Here is a 25,479-nt window from a genome sequence, read left to right as displayed (position 1 = left end):
TCTTTCTCCTTTAGTTTTGGTACTGCGTCAAATCTTGCTTCATCAAATAGAAGAAGACATCTCCGTAAGTCCCTTGGTAATCCAATTCATGCCCATTATAGGTCAGTTTCACAACAGGATAAAAATCTGCTACCCCAATCAAGCAAGCTTGTTGGGAGCGTTCAAACTCATCGTAGGAATCAAAATGCATGACTCTTTCTTGTTTTGCACCATCTAGATATGTAATATCAATCATATCGATAACCTCTATTTCTTAAGATGTGTCTATTGTAACTCTGTCAATTACATCTGTCAAATAAAACGACTTACTCAGAATCATGAATCTTGTCCGAAAAAAGATAACAAAAAAGCCCTCTGAATCCAGAGAGCTGTTTTGAGCTCGGGCTAAAATCTTGGTGAAAACAAAAAATCTCCCCGAAGGGAGATAGATCTGGTCTATTTTACCTTACGATGCTAGGAACCGTAGCCGAAGATTATACTCGAGTATATCGAGGCAAGGTGACAACGCAGCGTAAGTGGAAAATAGAGCAGATTAACGACGAAGTCCAAGAGAGTTGATCAACTCACGGTAACGGTTAACGTCGTTTGTACGAAGGTAAGCCAACAAGTTACGACGGCGACCGATTTTCTTCATCAAACCACGGTAAGTAGCGTGGTCTTTTTTGTGTTGTTTGATGTGTTCGTTCAAGTGGTTGATTTCCCAAGTAAGGACAGCAACTTGTACTTCTACTGAACCAGTGTCACCTTCGTGACGTGCGTATTGTGCAATGATTTCATTTTTTTTCTCTTTTGAGATTGCCATGATAAGCTCCTTTTCTTTATGCTCTATCCGAGTGGCAGGTTTGGCATATCCTGCTACCAAGAAAGAGTTAGTTGTCTATTCGACCTTCTTATTCTATCAAGATTTCATCTTTCTGTCAAACACTTATGTTTCCTTTGAGAGGAGCTTTTCACTTTTCTAAAAAGAACCTTGGGAATTTGGACAGTTTGATGGATCATTCTTCAAGCAACTTATTCAAAAAGACAAATATCTTTTGGGATATTTGCCTTTTATCGGTATGAAGCTTATTTCTCTTTCCGTTTACCACGCAAGAGCAAAGCCAAAGCAAAAATTGCTAAGAGTGCACCGAGTATGGTCAACCCGTAAGCAACAACTTCACCAGTTGATGGAAGAATTTTTTTCTTTCCTTCTTTTGGTGTGGTTGGAGTTTCTGGTTTTTCCGGTGTGCTTGGCGGCGTTGTTGGTGGTGTCGTCGGTGGCGTTGTAGGAGGTGTTGTTGGCGGTGTCGTTGGTGGGGTTGTAGGCGGTGTCGTTGGCGGTGTCGTTGGCGGTGTCGTTGGTGGGGTTGTAGGCGGTGTCGTTGGCGGTGTGCTTGGTGGTGTGGTAGGAGGTGTTGTTGGTGGCGTATGACGGTTGGTTACCGTGAAACCATCAATGTTGCTTGTATAACCTGCTACTGGATCCTCTGTAATCGTGTAGGCAATCTTCTTACCTTCCTTGTATACGGGTAGATCCGTGAAGCTTGCCTGCCAATTATCAGTAGCTGTGATTTCTTTTACAGCTACTTCTTGACCATCCGCAAGGAGACGAACTGTGATTTTTTCAGGACGAAGATCATCTTTATTGTCTGCATCATCCCAGATCTTCTTGACCGCTACTTCTGTTACTTCTGGTGTGCGGCTATTGGTGATCACTACATTTCCCTTGTTACTGTCATCGACCGTACTAGTATAGCCTTTGACTGTCCCAACTTCTTTCACTTGGTACTGAATCTCTTTGCCTTTCGCTTTTAGAGGCAAATTGCTAAAGGTATGGGTCCAGTTATTTTTAGCAGAAAGTTCCACTTCTTTTCCTTGAGCTTTGCCATCTGCATAGAGCTGTACCTTAATGGCGCTTGGACGTTTGCCATCTTGGTCATTGTTGTCTTCCCAACGTTTTGTAACAGTAACGCTGGTTTTACCTGGCTTGTAGCTATTGGTAATGGTTGTTCCATCAATCGCAGCAGAGTAATTGGCTACTGTGTCTTCTGTGACTGTGTAGACAATTTGTTTGCCGTGATTGTATTTTGGAAGATTGGTAAAGACTGTCTTCCAATCAGTCGCTGCACTTAGCTCTTGGCTAGCTACTTCTGTACCATCTGCAAGGAGACGAACAGTGACCTTGTCAGGACGAACGCCATCTTGGTTATCATTGTCTTTCCAAACTTTCGTTACTGGAATCTCAACAACTTCTGGTGTCCGACTGTTGGTAATATTGGTTCCTTCAATAGTCGCTTCATAGCCTTCAACAGGTTCTTCTGAAACAGTGTAGGCAATGACATTGCCAGCATCATCGACCACATCGAGATTATCAAAATGATAAGCCCAAGTTCCTGTAGCATCTGGTTTCACTTCTTTAGAAGCGACTTTGACACCATTTGCTAGGAGGTTGACGGTGATTTTTGATGGACGCTTGCCATCTTGGTTGTCATTATCATTCCATGTCTTTTGGCCAGCAACGCTTGTTTTTTCTTTTTGGTTCACAACATCACGAGTAATCGCAAGGTCATTTCCAAAATCATCCTTGCTGATCTTGATAGGTTCTTTCGAGAGAACATAGCCTGTTGGAGCTTGAATTTCTTGAACCGTATAAGCTTGTTTGATCAAACCAGTAATGGTGCCAACACCATTCTCATCTGTCGTAATGGTTCCAACTTGCTCACCAGTATCATCTGCTGTCACAGCAAAAACAGCACCTGCAAGAGCCTGACCATTTTCACCTTTTTTATGAATGGTGAAGGAGTATTTCTCACCATTGAAGTCTCCATCAAGGAATTGATACAGAATATCTGCAACCTTATTTTGCTCCTTGATTTCTGTCGCGGTCATCGTCGCATTGTTTTTGTAGGATGTATTGATGGCTGGGACCTTGTCCAAATAAACATCATAGCGAACAGTCATCCCTTGTTCTGGAGCTAGATCTCCGATATGAACCGTCAGAGAACGACCGTCAGCACTGACAACAGGGGAATAATTCTTGGTTACATTTGTAGTATTCCGCAGATGATAGGCACCATCTTCGTTATCGACCTGCCAAGTTCCTGTATGGATGTTGACAGAATCTGCTTTGATTTTTCCATCTGTAAAGGCCAATTGGTCCTTAATATCAATATTATGAAGGGCAGTGTGACCTTGATTGATGTTCAAGGTATAGGTCAATTTTAATTTATTATCTGAGTTGGTCCAACCCCATTTGCTAAAGACTTCTGGAGTAGGAGGATTTTCACCCGGATTCACCCCTTTGTAATCGATATTCCCACCTGAAATCACTTTCTTATCGATCGTGAGAGTAAAATCAAGTGTCTTTTGACCTTTGACGACTTGGTGGTCTACACGCGCAAAGAAACGCAGTTTTCCTGTCACATTGGCCATTCTTTCAGGATAATCCGTATAGGTTACAGTGATGACTTTTCTTTGATCATCTACCGTTGCTGTCGCAACTTTTTGACCACTTGGATCCAGCAGATCGATGGTGTCCGTTTCAAAGACCTTAAAGTCATCTCCAAGTTGGATAACGGTCTGATCTCCCTTTTTTACACGTCCATTCGGCAACACAAAGTTTGCTTCAACTTGAAAACTCTCCCAAACACCGAGTGGATCTGTAATCGCTCCACCAGTTGATTTCGATATGTTTACAGATGTCACAACATCATTGATCGTATCTGCATGGACTTTAGCTGGACTATTGGGTTTGGCAAATCCTAAAGCCGCTAGTAAAAATAGGGCAACTGCTATCACAACAGAATAAAGCCTCTTTTTCATAAACGATTTTTCTCCTTTTTCTACGTTTACTAGATAAGGTATGTGAGTCGAAAAATTATCACTACATATTGTGATTTTATACACAACCCATCTTTTTTCATTATAATCGATTTACTTTGAGAAGACAAGCTATTATATATGCTTTTTTGTATTTTAAGTACATTTTTTTGATACAAAGAAAAATAGAGAGTGGGACAGAAATCGGTCATTCGTTAGAATTCGATTTCGTCGTCCCACCTCCGCACAGTTGAGTAGGGCTATAAAAGCTGATGAAATCAGCGTAGTAGAGGCCACTCAACCACTGCGTCTTGCTCGACAATCCAAAGACAATTGAGAGGCTAGGACTTTTGTCCCAGCCTCTTGGTTTTTTGCTTATAAGGGAACTCCAAACACCTCTAGGGACTTGAGTTCAGAAGGTTGGAGTCTCCGCCATTCTCCCAATTGAAGAGTGGGATCTAGTGTTAGAGGACCCATAGAGATCCGCTCTAAATCCACTACTTCCTTGCCACAGGCAGCGACCATGCGCTTGACCTGATGGAATTTTCCTTCTGCAATTTCAATTTCGACATAGGAACTGGCGCTTGCCTCATCCACCTCTAAGATCTGCAATCTCGCAGGCAAAGTCGTGAAGTCTTTGAGGGCAATGCCTGATTCAAAACGGGCCACATCTGCCTCAGCCATGATCCCAGCCACCTGGGCACGGTAGACCTTCGACACATGCTTCTTCGGTGAAAGCATAGCATGAGCCAACTTCCCATTGTTGGTCAAAAGTAGCAAGCCACGGGTATCGATATCTAGCCGTCCGACAGGAAAGACTTCCTTATGACGAGCTGTCTCATCCAATAGATCCAGCACAGTTAGGTGATGGTCATCCTCTGTAGCGGAGATGACCCCAGCTGGTTTATTGAGCAGATAATACACAAAGGTTTCATGGACCAGATTTTCCCCCATAAAGGTCACCTGATCCTTGTCTGGATCAATCTGTAGCTTCCCTGCTGTCTCTTTTTTCCCATTCACTGTGATTTTCTTTTGCTTGAGAAGCTGCTTGGCCTCGGTCCTACTCCCCACGCCACAATCCACTAAAAATTTATCTAGCCGCATGATTACTTCCCGCTCTTTCGCACAATCCAAAGGCCAAAAAAGGAAATCAGGATCATGAGGATACCAGAAAATCCAAAAATGAAGGCTGGAGTAGATGAGATCGTCCCTAATAGACTAAGGACAAAGGTCGTTGCGATCGAACCTGTACTACATCCCAAAACCGCCATGGACGTTGCCTGGCTCAAGACCCCTGCTGGCATCTTATCTGACAAGACATTGTAAACTGTTGTAAGAGCTACACTGTAGGCAAAACCTGCAAGGATGGTCACAATGGCGAGCATCCAGAGATTGGTAGAAACCCCGATCAACAGTTGGGTCAAACCATAGGCCACTCCCGAAACTACCAACAAGCGATCGCGAAACAGCTGGGTCAAGGGCGAGAAGGCCAAACCTGCCAAGATCCCAACAAATTGCATGGCTGCTAAAATAATCCCAGCAGTTTGGGCAGTACCATGCCCTACTTGCTCGACCACACTTGGAATCCGAACGGTGATCATGACATTGGACAAGACGATCGACGCCGCAACGACTGCTAAGCCGAGCGCTGTCCGCCATTGTTCCCCCGTCATCTTGACATCCCGGTGTTTTTCCTCCACTGCTTCCGTCATAGATCCATATGGCACAAATAAGAGATATAAAAGTAAGATTGGAATACTGATACCGTAGACGAGAAAGGCAGCCTGCCAGCCAAAGCGAATCAAGAGACTCACTCCAAAGGTCAAAACAGCTGTCCCAACAACCTCTGCAGAACCCCGAATGCCAAGGGTTTGGACACGTTCTTTTCCTTTATAGCGCTCACTGATAATGGCAATGGCAGAAACATTGAGCAAGCCAACCGCCATCCCGAAAATAATCCGAGACAAAAAGACAACTGGATAGGCTGGACTGATTAAGGGAATAAAGCCACATAGAGCGTAAGCGACTAGGCCTGTCACAATCATCTGACGCTCTGAAAATAGTCGCCCAATCCATTTATTGAAGATGAGTGAAACCATGATCCCTGCAGAAGGAAGCGAGACCAAGAGCTCAATCATGCTGTGAGGAATTCCCTTGTAATAGGCAAACATGGCCGACTGCGCACTCGAAATCGAAAACGAAGTCGTCAATATAAATGAAAGCGCGAGAATACTCACTTTCTCCATGATTCTTTTCATTATTTTTTCCTTTAAACTAATCTTTTTTTCACACTCCTCCTATAATAACACGAGCTAGTGACAGGACGCAATAGATTGAATTAAAAAAACGAAATGATTTCTCAATCATTTCGTTCGTGCTAGTAATTGTGAGGCGAAGACTCCTGTTCCAACCATCAAAACACCAATCAAGACAAAGAGCAGATGATTGGAAGGAGCTAGTGGCGTCACCAACTGGATGAAGAAAGAAGAGACGGCTGATCCAAGATTGCAGCCAATCAAGACAAGCGAGGTCGCAAGGTTCAGGAGATTGGTCGGGATTTTTTCAGATAAGTGATAAAAGATACTGGTGACCCCCGTACTGTAGGTAAATCCTGCCAAGAGGGTTCCTAGAACCAGGCTCCACAGCTGTCCGGACAAGCCAATCAAGGCTAACGCTAGACCGAAACCAAAGCACATGATCATGAGCAAGTTCTTTTTGAAAACATGTGTCAAACTAGCAAATCCCACTCCTGCTACAATCCCTGTCAATTGCATCAGACTTAGGACCGTTCCAGCTGTTGTCGCCGTTCCCATACGAGCGTCAACAATGATATCCGGCACGCGCAGGCTAATGATGGAATTGAAGCAAATGATGATACCAGCAATCACGGCTAGCATTAGACTAAAACGCCATTGAGGAGAGCGAAGGCGGACGGATCCTGACTTTTTCACCTTCAAGCTAGCCTGTTTTTTCTCCTTAGGATAAGGGACAAAAAGGATATAGAGGAGTAAAATCAAGTAACCACCACCATATACGGCAAAGATCGCTGGCCAGCCTAGGGGTAAGAGTTGTCCCACCATAAAGGTCAAGATGGCAGAGCCCACCACTTCAGCAGATCCCCGATAGCCCAGCATCCGAGTCTTGTCATTGCCCGAGTAGCGCTCACTGATAATCGAAATAGCCTTGGCATTGATCATTCCTGTCCCCAAACCAAAGAGCAAACGACTTAGAAAGATGAGAGGATAGTCCTGTACGACCAAAGGCAAGAGCCCGCTAGTTGAAAAGAGTAAAAGCCCTGCGACAATCATCTGACGCTCACTCATCCACCGCTCGATCACGCTATTTAAAAAGAGCATGGCCACGACCGCAAAGGCTGGCAGGGAAACCAAGAGTTCTACCTGGCCTGCTGAATAGCCGAAGTGGCTAAAATAGGCCTTCATAGCCGGCAAACCGGCTGTTATTGAAAAAGATGAGATCAACATGAGCGACAAGCTCAAGAGACTGATTCTTTCCATTGTTTTTTTCATTGTTTATTTCCTACACTTTACTGGTAACATTTGATTTTACTGGTTTTTTCAGAAAAGATTCAAACTAGTATTTTTAATAGAATCCTAGTATAATCAATTTAGAAATAGAAAAACAGGACATTTGTCCTATTTTAGGAGATTGAGATGAAAAAAATTTCCCCATCTACCAGACTCAAGGAAATCATCACAGACTACCAATTGGACCAGATCTTTCCGGGCGACTGCCTCAGCCAGCTGGACCTCGTTCTCTACCAGGCTGGAGATTATATCTGCCGCCAGGGTTCTGAGCAAGATGTCATTCCTTATTTTCTCAAAGGCCGGCTCAAGATCGTTCACAGTCTTGAAAACGGCAGTGACACCATCCTTGAAATCCAAGAAAAACCTGGACTCTTAGGAGAGATTGAGCTCCTGCTCGATCGGGTCTGTATTACATCGGTCATTGCAGACCAGGACTCGCTAGTCGTCCAGCTCCCAGCCCAGCACTTTAAGAAACGCCTCCTGCTTGATCCAACCTTTTTGCGCTCTACGGCCAAGACCTTGCTGAGAAATTGCACCAGATCAACTATTTGGCTCCTGCCAACTTTCATTATTCGGTCAAGGAACGCCTCGCTACGCATTTTCTGGAACATTGCGATGAAAATGGGACCCTCAAACCCAAGATGAATCAGCTGGCCCTGCGTTTTGGGATCAGCTACCGCCACCTTAACCGCGTCATCAAGCAGATGATCGAAGAGGGGTTAGTCCAAAGAGAAGGGCGAGTCTATACGATTTTAGATCCCAAAATGATGAGTGATTTGTCCATCAAACATGCGGAAACCATCGACAGATAACTTTAATTTTAGGCTCTTTTGTGTTATCATGGAGGGTAGAAAGAAAGTGAGAGTAAAACGATGAAAGCAATTGAAAAAGTTACAAGAGCGTCCCATTTGATTGATATGGATGACATTATCCGCGAAGGAAATCCAACACTTCGAGCTGTTGCGGAAGATGTGACCTTCCCTTTGTCTGACCAGGAAATTATCCTGGGTGAAAAAATGATGCAATTCTTGCACCATTCTCAAGACCCTGTTATGGCTGAAAAACTTGGACTCCGTGGAGGAGTGGGACTCGCTGCTCCTCAGCTGGACATCTCGAAACGCATTATCGCTGTTTTGGTGCCCAATCCAGAAGATGCCGATGGCAACCCACCAAAAGAAGCTTATAGCCTTCAAGAAGTCATGTACAATCCAAAGGTTGTCGCCCATTCTGTGCAAGACGCGGCTCTTGGAGATGGGGAAGGCTGTCTCTCAGTAGACCGCAATGTCCCAGGCTATGTGGTCCGCCACGCGCGCGTGACGGTGGAGTATTTCACAAAAGACGGTGAAAAGAAACGCATCAAACTCAAAGGCTACAACTCCATCGTCGTCCAACATGAAATCGACCACACCAACGGCATCATGTTCTATGACCGCATCAATCCAAACAACCCATTTGAAATCAAGGAAGGCCTTTTGATTTTAGAATAGCGTAACTGTCAAAAATACCTAACTGAGAAAGCTCTCGGTTAGGTATTTTTTGTTATTTTTTGCCTTGCCTTTTCTTTGAAAATTTGCGCATGATGGCACGTGCTACGCTAATGAAGAAATCCAAGACGAGCCCCAAGGTAAGCATTCTGACAATCCACACTAATAAAATTGGTCGTGCTAGACTCGAGCCATTATATCCTAAATGATCAAGTAATTCAATTATTAATACAAAAAATAATATTTCTAGTGGTATGCGAATTTTGGCTTTCTTCAAACTGAAGCCTTTCAACCAATCCCATAGTAAATCCCACAACGTCGGATTATCCTCAGGTTCATCCTCCCAGTATTCCTTGCTTTTTGTTTTCAAATACAAGAGGTAACCCACTTCTGTCAGCAACTGAGTAAAGGCGTAACTGAATAATATGCTTACGGATACTCCTAGCACCACTCCAAAATAGCCAGTAAGGACCGCTCCTATCATGGAGCAGACGAAGATGATCGTTAGGGCATTGCTACTGTAACTACTTGATTTTGCGAAATAATTTCCCAGGGTTCTAGTTGGCGAAAAGCCAATCTTTAACTGCTTCTTAAGCCAAAAATAATGATAAATAAAGCCCAATAAGGTACAAATCACAAGAAAAGGAATGACGAGGAAGCCATATTTCGGGAAACCTACTTCAAATTCCTTATTTGCAAGAGCAGAAACAATGATGAGCAAGCCCATGACTTGGAGCGATAAAAACATTCCTGCATAGGTGAATAAGAGTAGAGTCGTTGACAATACTTGTCTTCTATATATAAATGCCCCCATTAACGGCAAGAAAAATGCAATAATATGGTAAAGACAATAGATGACGAGGATATCAAAAAACCAATGACTAAATGGTTTTATACCTTTCGATACATCATACGAATAAAAACAAAGGATTTCAAATGCGAACAGAAATACGCCTGTCCACGAATTGATCATCATAGCCGATGAAGCGCGTGTATTGGCTAAACTTTTAAAATAGACTTTGTTCGCCTGCCCAATATCGACTTTCTTTTCGTTTTTCATGACATGCTCCTTTCTAAAAAATTGTTTTAAGATCCAAAAGCAGATAGAGGCTGATCTTACTTCTGAGTTTCACTCGACTGGATCTACTTGACTTTAGCTTTGAAATCATCGCCTGGAGCATATAAGCCTAAAATAGCTGATGCTAAATACATAAATGAAGTAACAAATAGGCCCATATGAACAATTAGATTTGGTTTAATTTTACTCAAAACTGAGTAAATCATTGCACTTGACAAAAACAAAGGAACTATCAAAAATAAAAGATTTCTTAGTACTATCCTAAATTTTACTGGGCGACAATAGATTCTTTTAGCTTTCTTAGAAGCTATCATCACCGTCTCTATTTTCCTAGTACTCAGCCAAATACGAAGCCCAATAACAATACATAGAACAAGGATCATTAACACTAGATTGAGTAGATGGGAACTAAAATATAAATAATCCTCTATCGGAAAAGCTCTGCCTAGTAAAACTGCTAAGGAACCAGCACCAAGAGCTGAAATCCCTGCTTTAGTCTGAGTAGAAAATATGTTCTTATCTCTTTCAAGCACTTTCGGAGCAATTGCTTCTACTTCATCCTCTGTCAGCTGATAAGCTTTATGAGGGACAAAATAGGTAAACCATGAGAGAAAATAACTTGTTATAATTGGCCGATCGACTTCCATTAAATACCACTTATTCTCTACTTTTAACAAACGATAGCGAAAATTCATTTTCGGTAAATACTCGATTTTTGCGGGTTTAAACATAGATTGATCTTACTTTCTATACTATTTTATTCTTATACAGTCAAAATTATCTTACTTATTCACGAAAGAACATACCATCCATCATACCTGATTTTACTTTGATGATCAAGTTTTGACCAAAAAAGAGGTTGGAAGATTTCCAACCACTCTATCTGTTTTAGCAAGTTAAACCTAGCTTCCTCTTTCCCAGAAGATGGCTAATAAAATCATGGCACCAAGAATCGATGGGATAATCGCTGTACCGTTTAGGTTTGGTCCCCAAGCACCAAAGAGTAATTGTCCTAAAAAGGCACCAATCCAGCCCAGGAACATTTTCCCAAAACATCCCATGCGTTCGCCACGATTGGTGATAGCTCCAGCTAGAAGTCCGATCAAAAGACCGACAAACATACTTCCAATCATAGTTTCTCCTTAAATTGCCCAATCTCCATTACGGAAGAGTGGTACGCGTGTTCCATCCTCACGGATACCGTCGATATCCATTTGGCTTGAGCCGATCATGAAGTCAACGTGGACGTCTGAGCGGTTGAGGCCGGCTGCTTCGAGTTCTTCTTCTGTGAACTCTGCGCCACCTTCTACACTGGTTGCATAGGCTGCTCCGATGGCCAAGTGGTTAGAGGCATTTTCATCGAAGAGCGTATTGAAGAAGGTAATGCCTGATTGGGAAATTGGGCTTGGATCTGGTACGAGAGCACATTCACCTAAGGCACGCGCTCCCTTGTTTTTGAAGACCAAATCTTTCATGACTTGATCGCCTTTTTCTGCGGTGATATCTACGATTTCTCCATTTTCAAAGGTCACTTTGATGCCTTCGATGATGTTTCCATTGTAGCTAAGCGGTTTTGTAGACGTTACATAGCCTTCTGCGCGACGGAAGTCAGGAGCTGTGAAGACCTCTTCTGTCGGCATGTTTGGCAAGAAGCTTTCGCCTTGGGCATTGATGGCTCCGGCAGATTCCCAGACGTGGTTTTTCGGCAAGCCAAGAGTCAAGTCAGTTCCTGGCGCAGTGTAGTGAAGGGCTGAGAATTGTTCCTTATTCAGTGTATCTGCCTTGCTCTTGAGAATAGCAGCATGCTCTTCCCAAGCCTTGACTGGATCTTCCTCATAGACTCGGCAAGTCTTGAAGATTTGATCCCACAGGAGATCCACTGCTTCTTCATCGCTCGCCGCATTTGGGAAGACTTTTTTCGCCCATTCTAAACCTGCTGCTGCAGCAACAGTCCAGCTGACCTTGTTAGACTGAGTGGCGATGCGCATTGGTTTCATGGCAATGCCCAAAGCCTTGGCAGAGGCAGAAAGCTTCTCTGCATCGACACCATTTAAGGCACCTGGATCAGATGAACGCACACCCAAGCGACTGGCCTTGTGTTCCAAGAGGTAGTTCATTTCCGCAATCTTGTAGTCCGGTACATTGTCCAAGCGATCCATCGGTGCATGGAGGAATTTCTCCCGGGTAGTGAAATCATCTGCCCATTGGACAATAACTTCGTGCGCACCCAAAGCATAGGCTTCCTTCACAATCAAGTGAGCCAATTCTCTTTGCTCCACATCGATGTTCAAGACCAAGGTATGGCCAGGTTGCACGTTGATGCCGTTCGCCACTAACAATTTAGCGTATTTTTCGAGGTTTTCTTTAAAATTTGGTAAAACCATTGTTTTCTCCTTCATAAGTGAATGATCTCCTCCTAGTATACCATAAGTCCATTCAAAAAGAGAGTGGGACAGAAATCGGTAATTCGTTAGAATTCGATTTCGTCGTCCCACCTCCGCACAGTTGAGTAGGGCTGTAAAAGCTGATGAAATCAGCGTAGTAGAGCCCACTCAACCACTGCGTCTTGCTCGACAATCCAAAAATAATTGAGAGGCTAGGACTTTTGTCCCAGCCTCCTTTTTATTGATCCTTCTAACTTAAGGAAGAACATAACCTTGATCATCCACGGTATGGGGTTGTTCAGAACTGCTATTCTCTCTCAAAGCTTCCAAATCTTGATCCAAAATGGAATTGTAGTCTGTACTACCTTCACGGGTTACCCGAGTTGATACTTGGCGCAAGAGTTTTTCATTGAGATTGCGAACCCAGCGACCATTACTATGGTCATTGGCACGCATATAATTCCCTTTCACAATCTCTCCATAAAGGGCTTCATTGACCTGGTAACCTTGCTTACGCAAACCTAACAGACCGATCTCCACGATCTCATCTGGGCTGTAGTCTTCAAAATCAAATGTAGTCGGGATCCGGCTTTGCAGACCTGAATTGACCTGCAAGAAGTCGTGCATCTCTTTCGTGTAACCGGCAAAGATTATAACGATATCGCGACGGTGGTCCTCCATAAATTTGAGGACTTCATCCAAAGCTTCCTTCCCAAAATCATCATTTGAACCGGTAAAGAGGGTATAGGCCTCATCGATAAAGAGGACCCCACCCAGTGCACTTTCTAGGACTTCGCGCGTCTTCAAGGCTGTTTGACCTTGGTAGCCTCCAACCAGATTGCTCCGGGATACTTCGATGAACTTCTTCTGCTTGATAACCCCCTTTTGGAAGAGGATATTACCCAAAATGCGGGCCACAGTCGTTTTCCCTGTACCGGGATTTCCAAGAAAGAGGGAGTGCAAGGTCGTATCTTCAACGATGCCACCTTGTTCAGCCCGTTTTTGGTTGAACTCAGCCATGGCCACGAATTGTTCAACTTGCTCTTTCACCTTAGCAATTCCAACCAATCGGTTGAGGGCAGCCATCCCATCTTCTTCCTTGTCGGCTCCTGCTTGATACTTACCTTGGTTAAGGACAACATCGATATCGCTATTGAGGATGGTCTCAATATCGTCAGAACCTTGGGCCACCACCCGATCCGCCATGGTCTTGGTCAATTGCTCATCCAAGTTACGGATCCAGCGACCATTGCTCTTATCTAGTGAGCCATCATAAGCCCGCTTAACATGCCGCGCATAGTAATCCCGGTCTTCTAGTTTGTAGTCTCCTTTGCTTAGGATCATTTCACCTAGTTGGACAATCTCATCTCCTGTGAAATCTTCAAAGATGAAATTATTTGGCACCCGAGAACGAAGGCCTGGATTGGTTTTTAAGAACTCCTCCATTTCCTTGGTATAGCCGGCAAAGATAATCATGATGTCGTCACGATTGTCCTCCATAAATTTGAGGATGGTATTGATCGCCTCGATCCCAAAGTCCGCACCGCTGTCCTTTTTATCCAAGCTATAGGCTTCATCAATAAAGAGGATGCCTCCTCGCGCTTTTTCAAGCAGGGCTTGGGTCTGTTCAGCTGTTCCTCCAATATTCGAAGAGATCAGATCGGACTCCGTTGCTTCCACGAAACGGAATTCTTCCCCTGAGAGGACACCTGCATCAAAGAGCACTTGTCCCAATAGACGGGCCACAGTGGTTTTCCCTGTACCAGGATTTCCCATAAAGGCAGCATGAAGGGTTTGTTTTTCAGGAGCCTTGCCACTGGCGATTCGTTTCTTGTTAAATTCCACCATGTTGATCATTTTCTTGATCTCATGTTTGACTTTTTCAAGACCAATCAGGCTATTGAGTTCTTGAAGAGCATCTTGTTTCTTCTCTGGTCCAGAGTCTCTTGCGGTAGTTGGAGCCACCGTTGCATCCGTCGCTTGTCCCGTAGGAACGACTTGCGCATTGCCCTTGGCCACTTCTCTACCAACAAGATAATCACAGTCATCCTCAATTTCCTTGGTCAGATCACGCGCATCCCCTTGCTTATAGGTCATGGTGCCCACCTTCGCAAAGGCTCCACCTTGAAGCCGTATATTGGGATCCGCAATCTTATGACAAATCATATGCTCAGCCATCAGCACACCATCATCAAAAACTCCAAATGAAATGGTTTCGGCATTCTCATTCAAGAAGGTTGTTTCTCCAGTCAGGGAAGCAAAGGATTCTTCATAGACGCATAAAAATTCTGAAAATGTAGCTTGATGAGCTCGGATCATACTATTGTATGAATTGATGGAGGTCATATGATCCGAATCCGAATTGAATTGAACATTATTATCAAGACAGACCCCAGTACCAGTAGGCAACTCAATTTTACAGTTTTCAGACTCCCAGATGACATTCCTCAACCAAACTGGTGGAAAGTCCTTTTCCAGATCCCCGCCTGTAATCGTTGAATTTTTTGCGATCACTTCTGAGTCCTTGGCATGGATCGTATTATTCCCAAATATTTCAATATGGACATTTTCTAAGGCCAATTTAGATCCTTCTGACAGATCAATCTTAGAAAAAATCGTTGAATTGCGAATAGTCAATTCCGAAGCGGACATACCGATGGCACTTTGGTGTTTTTCCGGAACCTTCATCCCGACTCCTTCCAGTGTCAACTTCGAATGCGTATCCATATAGATAAAAAATTCATTATTTGTTGGAGTGGTTGCTTCAAAATAGACCTGTTTACAGGTGATATCTGAGCTATTCCATAAGAGCAAGGTAGTGTAATTCCCACCAACTTTAAACCACAGATCTTCAAATGTCACCTGAGCTCCCTCTACAAATCGGAAGGAAGCCTCAATCGTGTTGTTAAACATGCGCCCATTGCCATTTGGATTTGGGACCACATGCCCCACAAAATGAAGGTTCTTGTCGATCTCGATCACTTTATTTGTCGGCCATTGAAAGACATACCCATTTTCAAACTCGATGGTATCACCATCCTGCGCTTTTTCAAGCGCATCCATAAAGTTCCAACTATTATTGTAAGGCCCTACTAAATATCTTGCCACGCGCTTTTCCTCTGTTTCATCTTTTCTGTTTCCTTGTTATAAACACTTGTTACTAAAAATTGTAACACAATCCAGTGCCAAAGAAAACACTTATCAGATCTGAAAGGACTGAAAAACCTCTATTTTCAAAAGGAAAATAGAGGCTGTCAGTTAATCTTTCAAGGCTGAAAATAAGCTGGCTAGAGCAATCGCTCCTGAGAGCATGGCAGTGGAAAGGAGCAGCACATTGTCTGCCACTTCTAGCTTGTACTCAAAGACTTTTTCAGCTGGTTTGTCTTCTGCAAAAATTTCTACCTTCATGTTCCATTCCTTTCTTAGTTATCCTCCTTACCCAGATAGAGGCGTCGCGCCTCTGGGCTGTTGCTAAGAATATCGAGATAGGTTTCATACTCATCGGGCAGGGGCTTTCCTAATGAGATATCTAGCTCTGGATTCACATTTTTCCCAAAAAGAAAGCAGAGATAGAGACGTTCATTGAGCGTTGGAAAAACTTCGAGAGACATGAGCTCAGCCTGCCCTACCCGCTCCCAATCCTGTTCTTGTATATCTGGTAGGATATAGGCTTGGAAGAGTCCCAGCAGAGGATTATCCTCTGGTTGACCACTTTCCTTGTCCGCCTGAACCAAGGAAAGCCGTTGGCCAAAACCAGCTACTTGGCGCTCCCGTCCCTTCACCGAAACCGTAATCGGGTGCCCACCCATATGGCTATAAATCCATTCTTTGGGTAACCGATAATCTAACAGGGGCTCAAGGTCTTTGACAATCGTTACAGGACTAGAGCGTAGAAACTGACGAGTGACTGCTTTACAAAAGAGAATATTCTCCTCTTGCAAGGTCACTCCCTTCCAGCTATTTTCCTGCTTGAAATGGTTAAAAAACACCAGATAGGGCTCTCGCACCATTTGTGCTAAAACATAGACGCCGTTTCGTAGGCGAATGGAAATGACTTTCCCTGACTTCCAGGGTATTGCTCTTTTTTTCTTTTCTATCATTAGCCAACCTCAAACCGAGCGAGGATCGTTGAATCCATCAAAACAAATCATCAAACAAACTCAACTGATTATCCTCTGGCATATTGCCCAGAATGCCCATTTCATCCATCTTTTCAACCAGTGTAGACGAAACACCGCCTCGTTTCCGGAGCTCGGTCTTAGAGAGGAATTCTCCTTCTTCACGCGCCCGCACGATTTGCTTGGCAACGTTCTCTCCCAGACCATCCATAGCGACAAATGGTGGAATCAGCGTATCCCCATCGATCAAGAATTCTGTCGCCTGACTGCGATAGAGGTCTAGCTTGCCAAACTTGAAGCCCCGCTCCCACATCTCATTGACAATCTCAAGGGTGGTGTAGAGATCGATCTCGACGTTGGAAGCTTCATTATTCTTGCGTTTCTCAGCGATTTCCTTCATCCGCGCTTTCACGGCCTCAAGGCCGGCCCCCATGGTCTTGACGTCAAAGGCCTTGGCCCGAATCGAGAAGTAAGCACAGTAGTAATAAAGTGGATGATGCACCTTAAAGTAGGCCACACGAAGGGCCATCATAACATAGGCCGCCGCATGGGCTTTAGGGAACATGTACTTGATCTTACCACAGGACTCGATGTACCATTCAGGAACATTGTTTTCCTTCATGGCTTGGATGTAGCCATTGCGCTCTTCTTCTGAGATTTTGAGCCACATGCCTTTCCGCACGCGCTCCATGATGGTAAAGGCCATCTTAGGCTTGAGACCCGCGTGCATAAGGTAAACCATGATGTCGTCCCGACACCCGATAACGGTTGATAGATCGGCAATGCCCGCCTTGATCAAGTCTTGGGCATTTCCCAACCACACGTCGGTACCGTGAGACAGACCAGAGAGCTGAAGTAACTCCGCGAAGGTCGTCGGATGGGTCTCTTCGACCATGCCCCGAACAAAGTTGGTCCCAAACTCTGGAATCCCCAACATCCCTGTCGGCGTTCCGATCTGCTCGGCTGTCACCCCTAGCACTTCTGTCCCAGAAAAGAGGGCCATGACCCCTGGATCATCCATAGGGATATCGTTCGGATCAATACCTGACAAGTCTTGGAGTTTCCGAATCATGGTCGGATCATCATGTCCCAGGACATCGAGCTTGAGGACGTTCTCATCGATATCGTGGAAGTTAAAGTGGGTGGTCTGCCATTCAGCTGTCACATCATCTGCCGGATATTGGACCGGAGTAAAGTCATAGACATCCATATAGTTTGGAATAACAACGATTCCCCCCGGGTGCTGACCGGTCGTCCGTTTGACCCCAGCGGCACCAAGAGCTAAGCGCTCGACCTCGGCATCTCGGTAGTACTTGCCAAAATCACGCTCATAGCCCTTGACAAAGCCGTAGGCAGTCTTAGCTGCGACCGTACCTACCGTTCCTGCCCGAAAGGCATATTCTTCCCCAAAGATATCGCGGACATCCAAGTGGGCACTCGGCTGGTCTTCCCCAGAGAAGTTCAAATCGATATCGGGTACCTTGTCCCCATCGAAACCAAGGAAGGTTTCAAAGGGAATGTCCTGCCCATTTTTGCTGAGCTTGTGGCCACAGTTTGGACAATCCTTGTCTGGCATATCAAAACCAGATCCATAAGAACCGTCTGTGATGAACTCACTGTACTGGCACTGGCTACAAACATAGTGAGGCGAAAGCGGATTAACCTCGGTGATCCCAATCATGGTCGCGACAAAGCTGGATCCAACGGATCCACGCGATCCAACCAGGTAGCCCCGCTCATTGGAACGGTGCACCAGCATTTGCGATGCCAGATAAATCACGGCAAAGCCATTCCCCAAGATGGAGGTCAATTCTTTTTCAATCCGCAAATCGACAATATCAGGGAGCGGATTACCATAGATCTCAAAGGCCCGCTGATAGGTCAATTCTGCAACTGTTTCTTCGGCCTTGTCGATAAATGGCGTATAGAGGTCACCCTTGACTACTTCGACCGGCTCAAAGGTCTCTGCGAGTGCATTGGTGTTTTCAATGACAATCTTGCGCGCCAAGTCTTCTCCCAAAAAGGCAAATTCATCCAGCATTTCATTGGTAGTTCTAAAATGCGCTTTTGGCAGTGGCGCTGGCTGGGCATCTTCTCCGTGCCCGATGGTCCGGTTAATCATAGCCCCTTGACCGAGACTACGGACAATGATCTCCCGATAGATCTCATCTTCCGGTTCCAGATAGTGGACATTTCCTGTCGCAAGAACAGGCTTGCCAAGGCGATCTCCCACTTCGATCAAGCTCTTGATAATGGTCTGGAGCTCGTCCATGTCCTTGACCTGCTCCTTAGCAATGAGGGGCGCATAGATAGCCGGTGGCATGACCTCGATAAAGTCATAGTACTTGGCCACTTTCACTGCCACGTCAACTCCTTGAGAGACGACCGCATCGAAGACTTCTCCTTCAGAACAAGCTGATCCAAGGATCAAGCCTTCCCGATGGGCATCTAAAACGGTCCGAGGAATCCGAGGAACTCCCTCAAAATATTGAGTATTGGAAAGGGAGACCAGTTTGAACATGTTTTTCAAGCCAGTTTGGTTCTTGACATAGATGGTTGCGTGTTTGACCCGAGCCTTTTTGTAGGAATCTGGACTAATCAAATCCAAATTCAGCTTGGCTAGATTGGTCACGCCATGCTTTTCTGCTACATCCTTGATAAAGATGAAAAGCAAGCGCCCCGTCGCTTCCGCATCATAGTTGGCCATATGGTGATGTTCCAAGGCGACCCCAAAGCGCTTGGTCAATGGCCCCAAACCATGCCGTTTAAAATCTGGATAGAGGTTGCGGGCAAATTCCAGGGTATCGATGACCGGCTGGGTGATCTTGGGAAGACCATGACGCTCGTAGTTGACATTCATGAAGCCCATGTCAAAAGTGGCATTGTGGGCAACCAAAACCGCATCCTTGCAGAATTCCTGAAACTCCTCCAAGACCTGCACCAAGGGTTTGGCCCCACGGACATGCTCGTTGGTGATCCCTGTCAATTGGGTCGTATAGGCCGACAGAGGATGCCCCGGATCGATAAACTCATCAAACTCCTCAATGACATTGCCCTTGTACATCTTAGAAGCGGCGACCTGGATCAAGTCATTGTAAATGGCTGAAAGTCCCGTCGTTTCCACGTCAAAGACCACATAAGTCGCTTCATTGAGGTCCAGATCCACCTCGTTATAGGTGATGGGCACCTTATCTTCTACGATATTGGCTTCCATCCCATAGATCAGCTGGATCCCAGCCTTCTTGGCTGCTTTAAAGCCATGCGGGAAACTCTGCACATTGCCATGGTCAGTGATAGCCACCGCCTTATGCCCCCACTCAGCTGCCTTGGCGATCAGCTCTTCGACTTCCGGCAGGGCATCCATAGTCGACATATTGGTATGCGCGTGAAATTCTACCCGGCGCTCGCCCTCTGGCATCAGGTCCTTGCGGGCATAATGGACGACTTCCTGGATGTCTTGGACATTCATGGTCAAATCGCGCGTGAAATTGTTCATTTCGATATTTCCCCGCACCCGTAGCCAGCTGTTCTTCTTGATCATGTCAAACTTCTGGGCTTCTTCCTCATTTTTGACCCATTTCTGAAGGGAAAAACTAGAAGTATAGTCGGTCATCTTAAAGCTGATCAAGACCCGACCGGTCCGTGTTACCTTGTGCTCCACGTCAAATACCACACCCTCAAAGACAATCCGGTTCTCTTCCGTTGTGATCTCGATCATCGGAGTGATCTCGGCCTTGTCTAGCTTAGGTTTAGCCGCAGCCTTCTTAGCTTTGAAATCAAAGGCCGGCTTTTCTTCAATCGCAGGTGGCGGAGCCATCTGGGCCAAGGATTCCATAGCTCGCAAGGTCTCTTCATTGGCTACTTGGAAGATCTTTTCATTTTCCTGCTCAAAACGCGCCACTTCTTGCTCTGTCAGCGCATCATCAGACTCCACCCGACAGGTGAAATGCGGAAAACCAAAGGCTTCCAACTGCTTGGCAAGATTGGGCAAATGGTTCTTACGGAAATGCTCTGTATCGACCGAAGAAGGCCCTGAGATGATCAATTCCTGCCCTTCCGCGCGCACCTGCAAGTCTTGGTACAGCCCCTTAAAGCCTTGACTAGCGCAAGGGCCTTCCTCAAAGACCTCCCGATAGTAGGCCTGCAACAAATCAGCAGAAAAATCCTGATTGGCCACTTGAATACTAAAGGTTGCCTGGTTTCCCGTCTTTGAAAATTCTTCCTTCAAGCGCTGGCGCAATTCCTTAAACAAAGCAATCGGCAAGACTTCCGCAAAGGCAAAGCGGAACTCCCATACCCGACTAACCTTATGCACCACGACTTCTTGAATCTCCGCATGCAAAAAGGCACTGGAAGATCGCATCTCCAGCGGCATATCCAGCTGATCCATTAAAATTTCAAAGGTGTTGGACATTGTTTCTCCCTTGATCTTGATTCTTTTGCTCGCTTTTGAGTGGCCTACTTTCTAAGCAAAAACAGACCATTCAAAAACATTCGTAACCCTTATTTTATCACAATTTAAGGATTAATTCGAGGGGGAAGTGAAGACAAAAAAATCACCGATAGGACGGTGATTTCTTTTCATGTTTCATATATTCAGTTAGGGCTGATCCATCATTTATACTTCATCCCCATGATGATGGCTACAACTGCTAAAATAGGAAATAAAATTAACATCCAGATTCCAATCCACATTTCCCTCTTATAAGATTTATCTAGCCCACTATAGCGTTCAACGTATGATTCTTTTGGACAGGCTGGATTATACCAAACCGTCATGCTCGATCCCAGTGGAAAAGCATCTTGAAAAAGATTGCCCTTTGAGACTGTAGAATTGGTGTAGATAGTTATCCTTTGCGCCATCAAATCAATGTCACTAGCCGCTTGATTCGTTTTCCAAGGGAGGGTTACCCGCACTACCCGATAATATTTCAGGCTATTACGCTAGGTCTGACTATCCACTCTATATTCTACAATAGGAGCCACTACAATCTGTATCCTCTTATAGCCAACTACCACTCCCTCAACGCTCTTTGACGAGAGGGTCTTAATCCTAACTTCTCTTCTATAAAAATGTCCAAAAAAGAGTACGGAAACAAAGGAAATCCAATAACAGCCACAGCAATGACTAGAAGTATTCTGATATCGGGCATACTCATCACCTACTTCATCATGATATCTGTGATACTCAGACTCATCTTCGTTTCATCTGATATCTTCTCTACGATCGAGCTTTGTTCACTTGTCAAAGGAAGCAACAAGAGAGTCGCTGATTGGGTTGGTAACTTAGGGTTGTTCGATAGACTATACTGGACCACTTGATCTTGATAAATCGAGTGGCCATCATAACTCCAGCTAATTTGAAAGGTCGCATCACGATCAATATTCGTTGTCGTTTTGTTGACCAACATAAATACAACATATTCTTGTTGGTTCAAAGTATAGGTGTTCCCTGTATAATACACAGTGATCTCCCCTTGATCGCCAACTTCCGGATGTTCTTTAACTAACTTTTTCCCCAGTTCCATCAAATCCGATGTTTTTCCTTTCAGTAGTGGTTAAAAGTACTGTAAGAATTAAAGGCCTCTTGTTTTCTAAGTTCAAGGTTCTGAACTTTATTCTCAATATCAATGTCATAATCATGACCACCCGTCAAACGGGTGGTTTGTACCAGGGCTATAAGCCCAGATAACTAGCCAGCGCCTAAAGCCGCTGGCTTTCACTTTGTTCAAGCCTTATTGCATTTGACTCGTCACAAGCCTCTCAAAGAGGCATATGTACTACTTGCCACTATCCCTAAAGGGATCTTCATATTCTTTTACACTCAACTTATCTAAAGCAATATCTTTTCGCTCTTGTTCCTGAATGTATTTCTTTATTGTGGCTTCATTGAGGCCAACTGTACTTACATAATATCCCTCTGCCCAAAAATGTCGATTCCCAAACTTATATTTCAGATTGGCGTGTTTATCGAACATCATTAGAGCACTTTTACCTTTTAGATAACCCATGAAACTTGCAACACTAATTCTAGGTGGAATGCTTACCAACATATGAACATGATCTGGCATTAAATGACCTTCGATAATCTCAACACCTTTATAACTACATAATTTATGGAATATTTCTCCCAAACTACTTCGATATTGATTATAGATCACTTTTCGTCTATACTTAGGGGTGAACACAATGTGATATTTACACATCCATTTTGTGTGTGATAAACTATGTGCTTTTTGAGCCATATTTTTCTCCTTTCGCTTTACAATTGGCTTGAACACCTTAATTGTATCGCGTTTAGAGTTTTTTTGGTATAACCTTCGATGCGCACCCGCATAGCGGGTGGTTTTTTTGTCTCGCACCTAACGGAGCGAGACGGACTGAAAGTCACATAATAAAAACACCTCAAAAGTTAGACAGAAAAATCTAACTTTTGAGGTACAGTTCAAAGGGGCTCTCTCTAAAAAATATTAATCATTATCAATTTCCAAAACAATCGTCAATAACGTGAGATACATTCCCCATCAGATTCGTCATATCTCCTAGTTTGTATCCTAGCGCACCTGATGCGGCACCTGAAGATAAACTTTCCAAATCTCCTTTCAAGTTAACAAAGCGAATTTGTAATGATTTAATAACCGTCGCAACTGCTTTTTGAGCACGAACAATACCTTGTAAATGAGCAGCTCCATAAAAAGCATCCTCCATCCCATTTCTAAATACTGGTTTGAAACCTCCTAACATAGTAAATACCGTATTAATTGTTGTCGATGCTGTGGTCAAATCTAAATCTACAGAATCAATATCTGAAATAGCAGTTCGAATTACACCTGATACCGAAATAAGTGGCTCTACAGTACTATAAAGTTTTTTCTTATTTTTATCATCAGATTTTAACTTGTAGTATATTTTAGTTGGAAATTCATTAACAATTGTTTGGAGATCATATTTAGCAGTGGTCATCACCTTGTTTGTATGTTCAACAGCAGCTTTTACACTATCAAGATAATCACTAAATGCTGGAGACATTTGATTGGCTAAAGCCTCAGATTTAACATCTATTTGATCGTCAAAAGCACTAATTACATCACGATCATCGAATATACCACTCTCCTCTAAGTAAGCATTATAATCCTGTGAAACACTAATATTTACATCTGGAATCGAACTGAAATTTAAAGTGTCAATATTTCTGGCCAATCCTCTATCAGTTTCTTCTAAAGCTGATTTAATAAGCTCAGCTACTGAAATAGTATATGAAATGCAAGAGATAATTGTTTGAATATTTTGTGCTAACACTTTTAAAATTTCATCAACAGCTTGTGGAATTCCATCACCAAAATGAGAGCGATTTGCCAATCCATTTGTACTTTTTTCAATCATATCTTCAAATGAATTCACAAGTTCTGCACCTTTGGTTCCAAACTTCGTATACATGTTTGCTTGAGGCCATATATTCCCGTATTTTCCTTCAGAAGCTATTTTATGCATATTGATATCTGCCTCTATATTTAAAGCATTTGAATTCATGCCATTCAGCTTAGAAGTAATTGCTCCATGATTAAATACATTTCCAGCACTATCTAAATAATCATAAAATATACTGGAACCTCTCCAATCAAATTTTCTTGAAAACTCGTATGAATCATAGTTACTAAGTGTATCAAAAGTTCCTGTAATACTATTATAGTGACTATAAGCCTTGTCTATCTTTTGGATAGCTTCAATTAAACTTATCGATTGTAAATGTTGGAAGACCACCTCCTTAAGATTATTTGTGCGACTCGATAAATTATTCATAACATTTTCATTTGCTTGAAGAGTTTGTTGAGTAACTGATGCTAAATTTTGTGCCTGCTTTAAACATACTTTTAAATTAGTAATCAAAATTGTCATAGATGTAGTATCTATTTTAACTTGTAGTGAATCTCCACTTTTTGGTAATAAATCTCTGGTAGTTGTATTTTCAGGAGTGACCGCAAAATCAAGAATACCATCTCCTTCTATATCAACAGTAAATAATTGTTCTAGAACTATTTGCTTTGTATATTGCATAGCTTCTTCACTTTTTCTATATGCTGTCATATTATGGTAAATTGGTAAATCAATTGCAACAACTCTCCCTGGATATTTTGTTTCCATGCTTATTCCAGCAAAATCTAGTATTCCTGGAGTATTAGCATCTAACAACCATTGCAAAAATGCTCCATCTAGTGCCTGTCCTTCAAATTGAATTTCTAATTTATTTTGATTCCATACTAAATTAGTCAATACATCACGAGTTGAGGAAAAAGTAATTGATTGTCCCTTGTAATTTTTCCTTAATTCTTCTATCCGCTTAGCTTCTTTTTCCGAGGATTTTAACGTTTCAGGAGAAATATTCTTTAAAGATGAAAAGTAGGTCCAGTATTGCTTAAGCACTTTATCACTTGGCATACTCAGCCCTGTTTGATTAGTTTTCACTTCAACCATGGTTTTGAAATGATCAAAATCTTTATTTACTAGAATCTCATTAAATAATTTAGAATCTCCGTCCTTAATCATCTGCTGAGCTGTTTTCCCATTTACTGACTGAGGAGCCCCCTGATACCCGTAATTGTATGGTACTTGTCTTTCTAACGCTACTCTTCCAGCCTGAAATTCTCCATAAGAATGTCCTGTTGTTGTTGTGATATAGTTTCCTTTTGCTTCTACTCTATCATAAAAATCAAGTGCAGGTTTGTTCTTTTTTTTAAGATATAATGAATCATTGATACCAATTGCAGCATCTACAATAATATCTTTATGACCGTCAGCTTTATAGTTGGTTCCTGCGTAGGAAATATAGGTTTCCTCAGTCAGTTTGTCTTTAACCGCAATTGCGGCAACACCAGAATCTTTATCGTACATGGAGTCGACGATTTCATAACTCTTTGTATTGATACCAGCATCACGCAAAACATCTTTTGTTACTGTTTCAGGATCGCCCTCAATTGCTCCGGTATATGCTTTTTCATAATTATATACTGCATCCGATAAAACAGCTGACATTTCAACTCGGCGATTACTCTTTTCAATTTCGTTCATGGAAAC

Annotated in this window: 21 protein-coding genes; 3 read left to right on the top strand and 18 right to left on the bottom strand. The window is 43.4% G+C overall.

From position 1 onward, the window contains the following. Positions 1-10: 10 nt before the first annotated feature. From O3646_RS04965 to O3646_RS04940, 6 genes are all read right to left on the bottom strand, one after another. A complete protein-coding gene (locus tag O3646_RS04965; protein ID WP_024054957.1) occupies positions 11-235 on the bottom strand; it encodes a DUF4649 family protein in 225 nt (74 codons plus the stop codon). 297 nt (positions 236-532) lie between these two features. After that, positions 533-802 (bottom strand): 30S ribosomal protein S15, encoded by a 270-nt coding sequence (gene rpsO / locus O3646_RS04960; RefSeq protein WP_003004251.1) that lies wholly within the window; start codon positions 800-802, stop codon positions 533-535. Between the two features lie 263 nt (positions 803-1,065). Next, on the bottom strand, positions 1,066-3,801 hold the full coding sequence (locus O3646_RS04955) for a Cna B-type domain-containing protein (RefSeq protein ID WP_371610627.1): 2,736 nt from the start codon (positions 3,799-3,801) through the stop codon (positions 1,066-1,068). Between the two features lie 372 nt (positions 3,802-4,173). After that, complete coding sequence (locus O3646_RS04950; protein ID WP_070594795.1) at positions 4,174-4,902, bottom strand: pseudouridine synthase; 729 nt, start codon at positions 4,900-4,902, stop codon at positions 4,174-4,176. Between the two features lie 2 nt (positions 4,903-4,904). Continuing rightward, entirely contained in the window at positions 4,905-6,056 is a 1,152-nt protein-coding gene (locus O3646_RS04945) for an MFS transporter (RefSeq protein WP_070594794.1), read from the bottom strand. 105 nt (positions 6,057-6,161) lie between these two features. Then, positions 6,162-7,325 carry an MFS transporter gene (locus tag O3646_RS04940; RefSeq protein WP_371610626.1) on the bottom strand — a complete coding sequence of 388 codons (1,164 nt, stop codon included), beginning with the start codon at positions 7,323-7,325 and terminating at the stop codon, positions 6,162-6,164. A gap of 144 nt (positions 7,326-7,469) precedes the next feature. Here O3646_RS04940 and O3646_RS04935 point away from each other — a divergent pair, with 144 nt between their 5' ends. The 3 genes from O3646_RS04935 to def are packed head-to-tail and all read left to right on the top strand — an operon-like array spanning position 7,470 to position 8,830. Further along, positions 7,470-7,988 carry a cyclic nucleotide-binding domain-containing protein gene (locus O3646_RS04935; protein ID WP_371610625.1) on the top strand — a complete coding sequence of 173 codons (519 nt, stop codon included), beginning with the start codon at positions 7,470-7,472 and terminating at the stop codon, positions 7,986-7,988. Next, a complete protein-coding gene (locus tag O3646_RS04930; RefSeq protein ID WP_371610624.1) occupies positions 7,985-8,155 on the top strand; it encodes a helix-turn-helix domain-containing protein in 171 nt (56 codons plus the stop codon). The genes O3646_RS04935 and O3646_RS04930 overlap by 4 nt, the downstream gene beginning before the upstream one ends. 60 nt (positions 8,156-8,215) lie before the next feature. Beyond that, entirely contained in the window at positions 8,216-8,830 is a 615-nt protein-coding gene (gene def / locus O3646_RS04925) for a peptide deformylase (RefSeq protein ID WP_003004253.1), read from the top strand. A 52-nt stretch (positions 8,831-8,882) separates the two neighbouring features. On the opposite strand, the gene O3646_RS04920 is transcribed toward def, so the two are convergent. From O3646_RS04920 to O3646_RS04865, 12 genes are all read right to left on the bottom strand, one after another. Then, positions 8,883-9,887 (bottom strand): hypothetical protein, encoded by a 1,005-nt coding sequence (locus tag O3646_RS04920; RefSeq protein ID WP_195529609.1) that lies wholly within the window; start codon positions 9,885-9,887, stop codon positions 8,883-8,885. Positions 9,888-9,970: 83 nt separating this feature from the next. Next, on the bottom strand, positions 9,971-10,636 hold the full coding sequence (locus O3646_RS04915) for a DUF443 family protein (protein WP_150905268.1): 666 nt from the start codon (positions 10,634-10,636) through the stop codon (positions 9,971-9,973). 171 nt (positions 10,637-10,807) lie between these two features. Beyond that, positions 10,808-11,038 (bottom strand): GlsB/YeaQ/YmgE family stress response membrane protein, encoded by a 231-nt coding sequence (locus O3646_RS04910; protein ID WP_371610623.1) that lies wholly within the window; start codon positions 11,036-11,038, stop codon positions 10,808-10,810. A gap of 9 nt (positions 11,039-11,047) precedes the next feature. After that, positions 11,048-12,289, bottom strand: a complete 1,242-nt coding sequence (locus tag O3646_RS04905) for an aminopeptidase (RefSeq protein WP_371610622.1) — start codon at positions 12,287-12,289, stop codon at positions 11,048-11,050. Positions 12,290-12,544: 255 nt separating this feature from the next. Continuing rightward, positions 12,545-15,397 (bottom strand): AAA family ATPase, encoded by a 2,853-nt coding sequence (locus tag O3646_RS04900; protein ID WP_371610621.1) that lies wholly within the window; start codon positions 15,395-15,397, stop codon positions 12,545-12,547. Positions 15,398-15,547: 150 nt separating this feature from the next. Continuing rightward, positions 15,548-15,697, bottom strand: coding sequence for a hypothetical protein (locus O3646_RS04895; RefSeq protein ID WP_049491002.1), 150 nt, complete (start codon positions 15,695-15,697; stop codon positions 15,548-15,550). A gap of 14 nt (positions 15,698-15,711) precedes the next feature. After that, positions 15,712-16,389 carry a hypothetical protein gene (locus O3646_RS04890; RefSeq protein WP_049491003.1) on the bottom strand — a complete coding sequence of 226 codons (678 nt, stop codon included), beginning with the start codon at positions 16,387-16,389 and terminating at the stop codon, positions 15,712-15,714. A gap of 37 nt (positions 16,390-16,426) precedes the next feature. Further along, entirely contained in the window at positions 16,427-20,821 is a 4,395-nt protein-coding gene (locus O3646_RS04885; protein WP_371610620.1) for a PolC-type DNA polymerase III, read from the bottom strand. 200 nt (positions 20,822-21,021) lie between these two features. Beyond that, positions 21,022-21,270: a DUF3592 domain-containing protein gene (locus O3646_RS04880; protein WP_371610619.1), complete on the bottom strand. Its 249-nt coding sequence runs from the start codon at positions 21,268-21,270 to the stop codon at positions 21,022-21,024. Between the two features lie 299 nt (positions 21,271-21,569). Next, positions 21,570-21,935: a hypothetical protein gene (locus O3646_RS04875; protein ID WP_371610618.1), complete on the bottom strand. Its 366-nt coding sequence runs from the start codon at positions 21,933-21,935 to the stop codon at positions 21,570-21,572. Between the two features lie 252 nt (positions 21,936-22,187). Beyond that, a complete protein-coding gene (gene tnpA, locus O3646_RS04870; RefSeq protein ID WP_195487541.1) occupies positions 22,188-22,652 on the bottom strand; it encodes an IS200/IS605 family transposase in 465 nt (154 codons plus the stop codon). A gap of 235 nt (positions 22,653-22,887) precedes the next feature. Then, positions 22,888-25,473: an SA1320 family protein gene (locus tag O3646_RS04865; protein WP_371610617.1), complete on the bottom strand. Its 2,586-nt coding sequence runs from the start codon at positions 25,471-25,473 to the stop codon at positions 22,888-22,890. Between the last annotated feature and the right edge of the window lie 6 nt (positions 25,474-25,479).

This window comes from Streptococcus sp. 27098_8_148 (genome assembly GCF_041432105.1).
Taxonomy (GTDB): domain Bacteria; phylum Bacillota; class Bacilli; order Lactobacillales; family Streptococcaceae; genus Streptococcus; species Streptococcus parasanguinis_AE.
The sequence above is the reverse complement of the archived record's forward strand: the minus strand, read 5'-3'. Positions and strand labels throughout refer to the sequence as shown.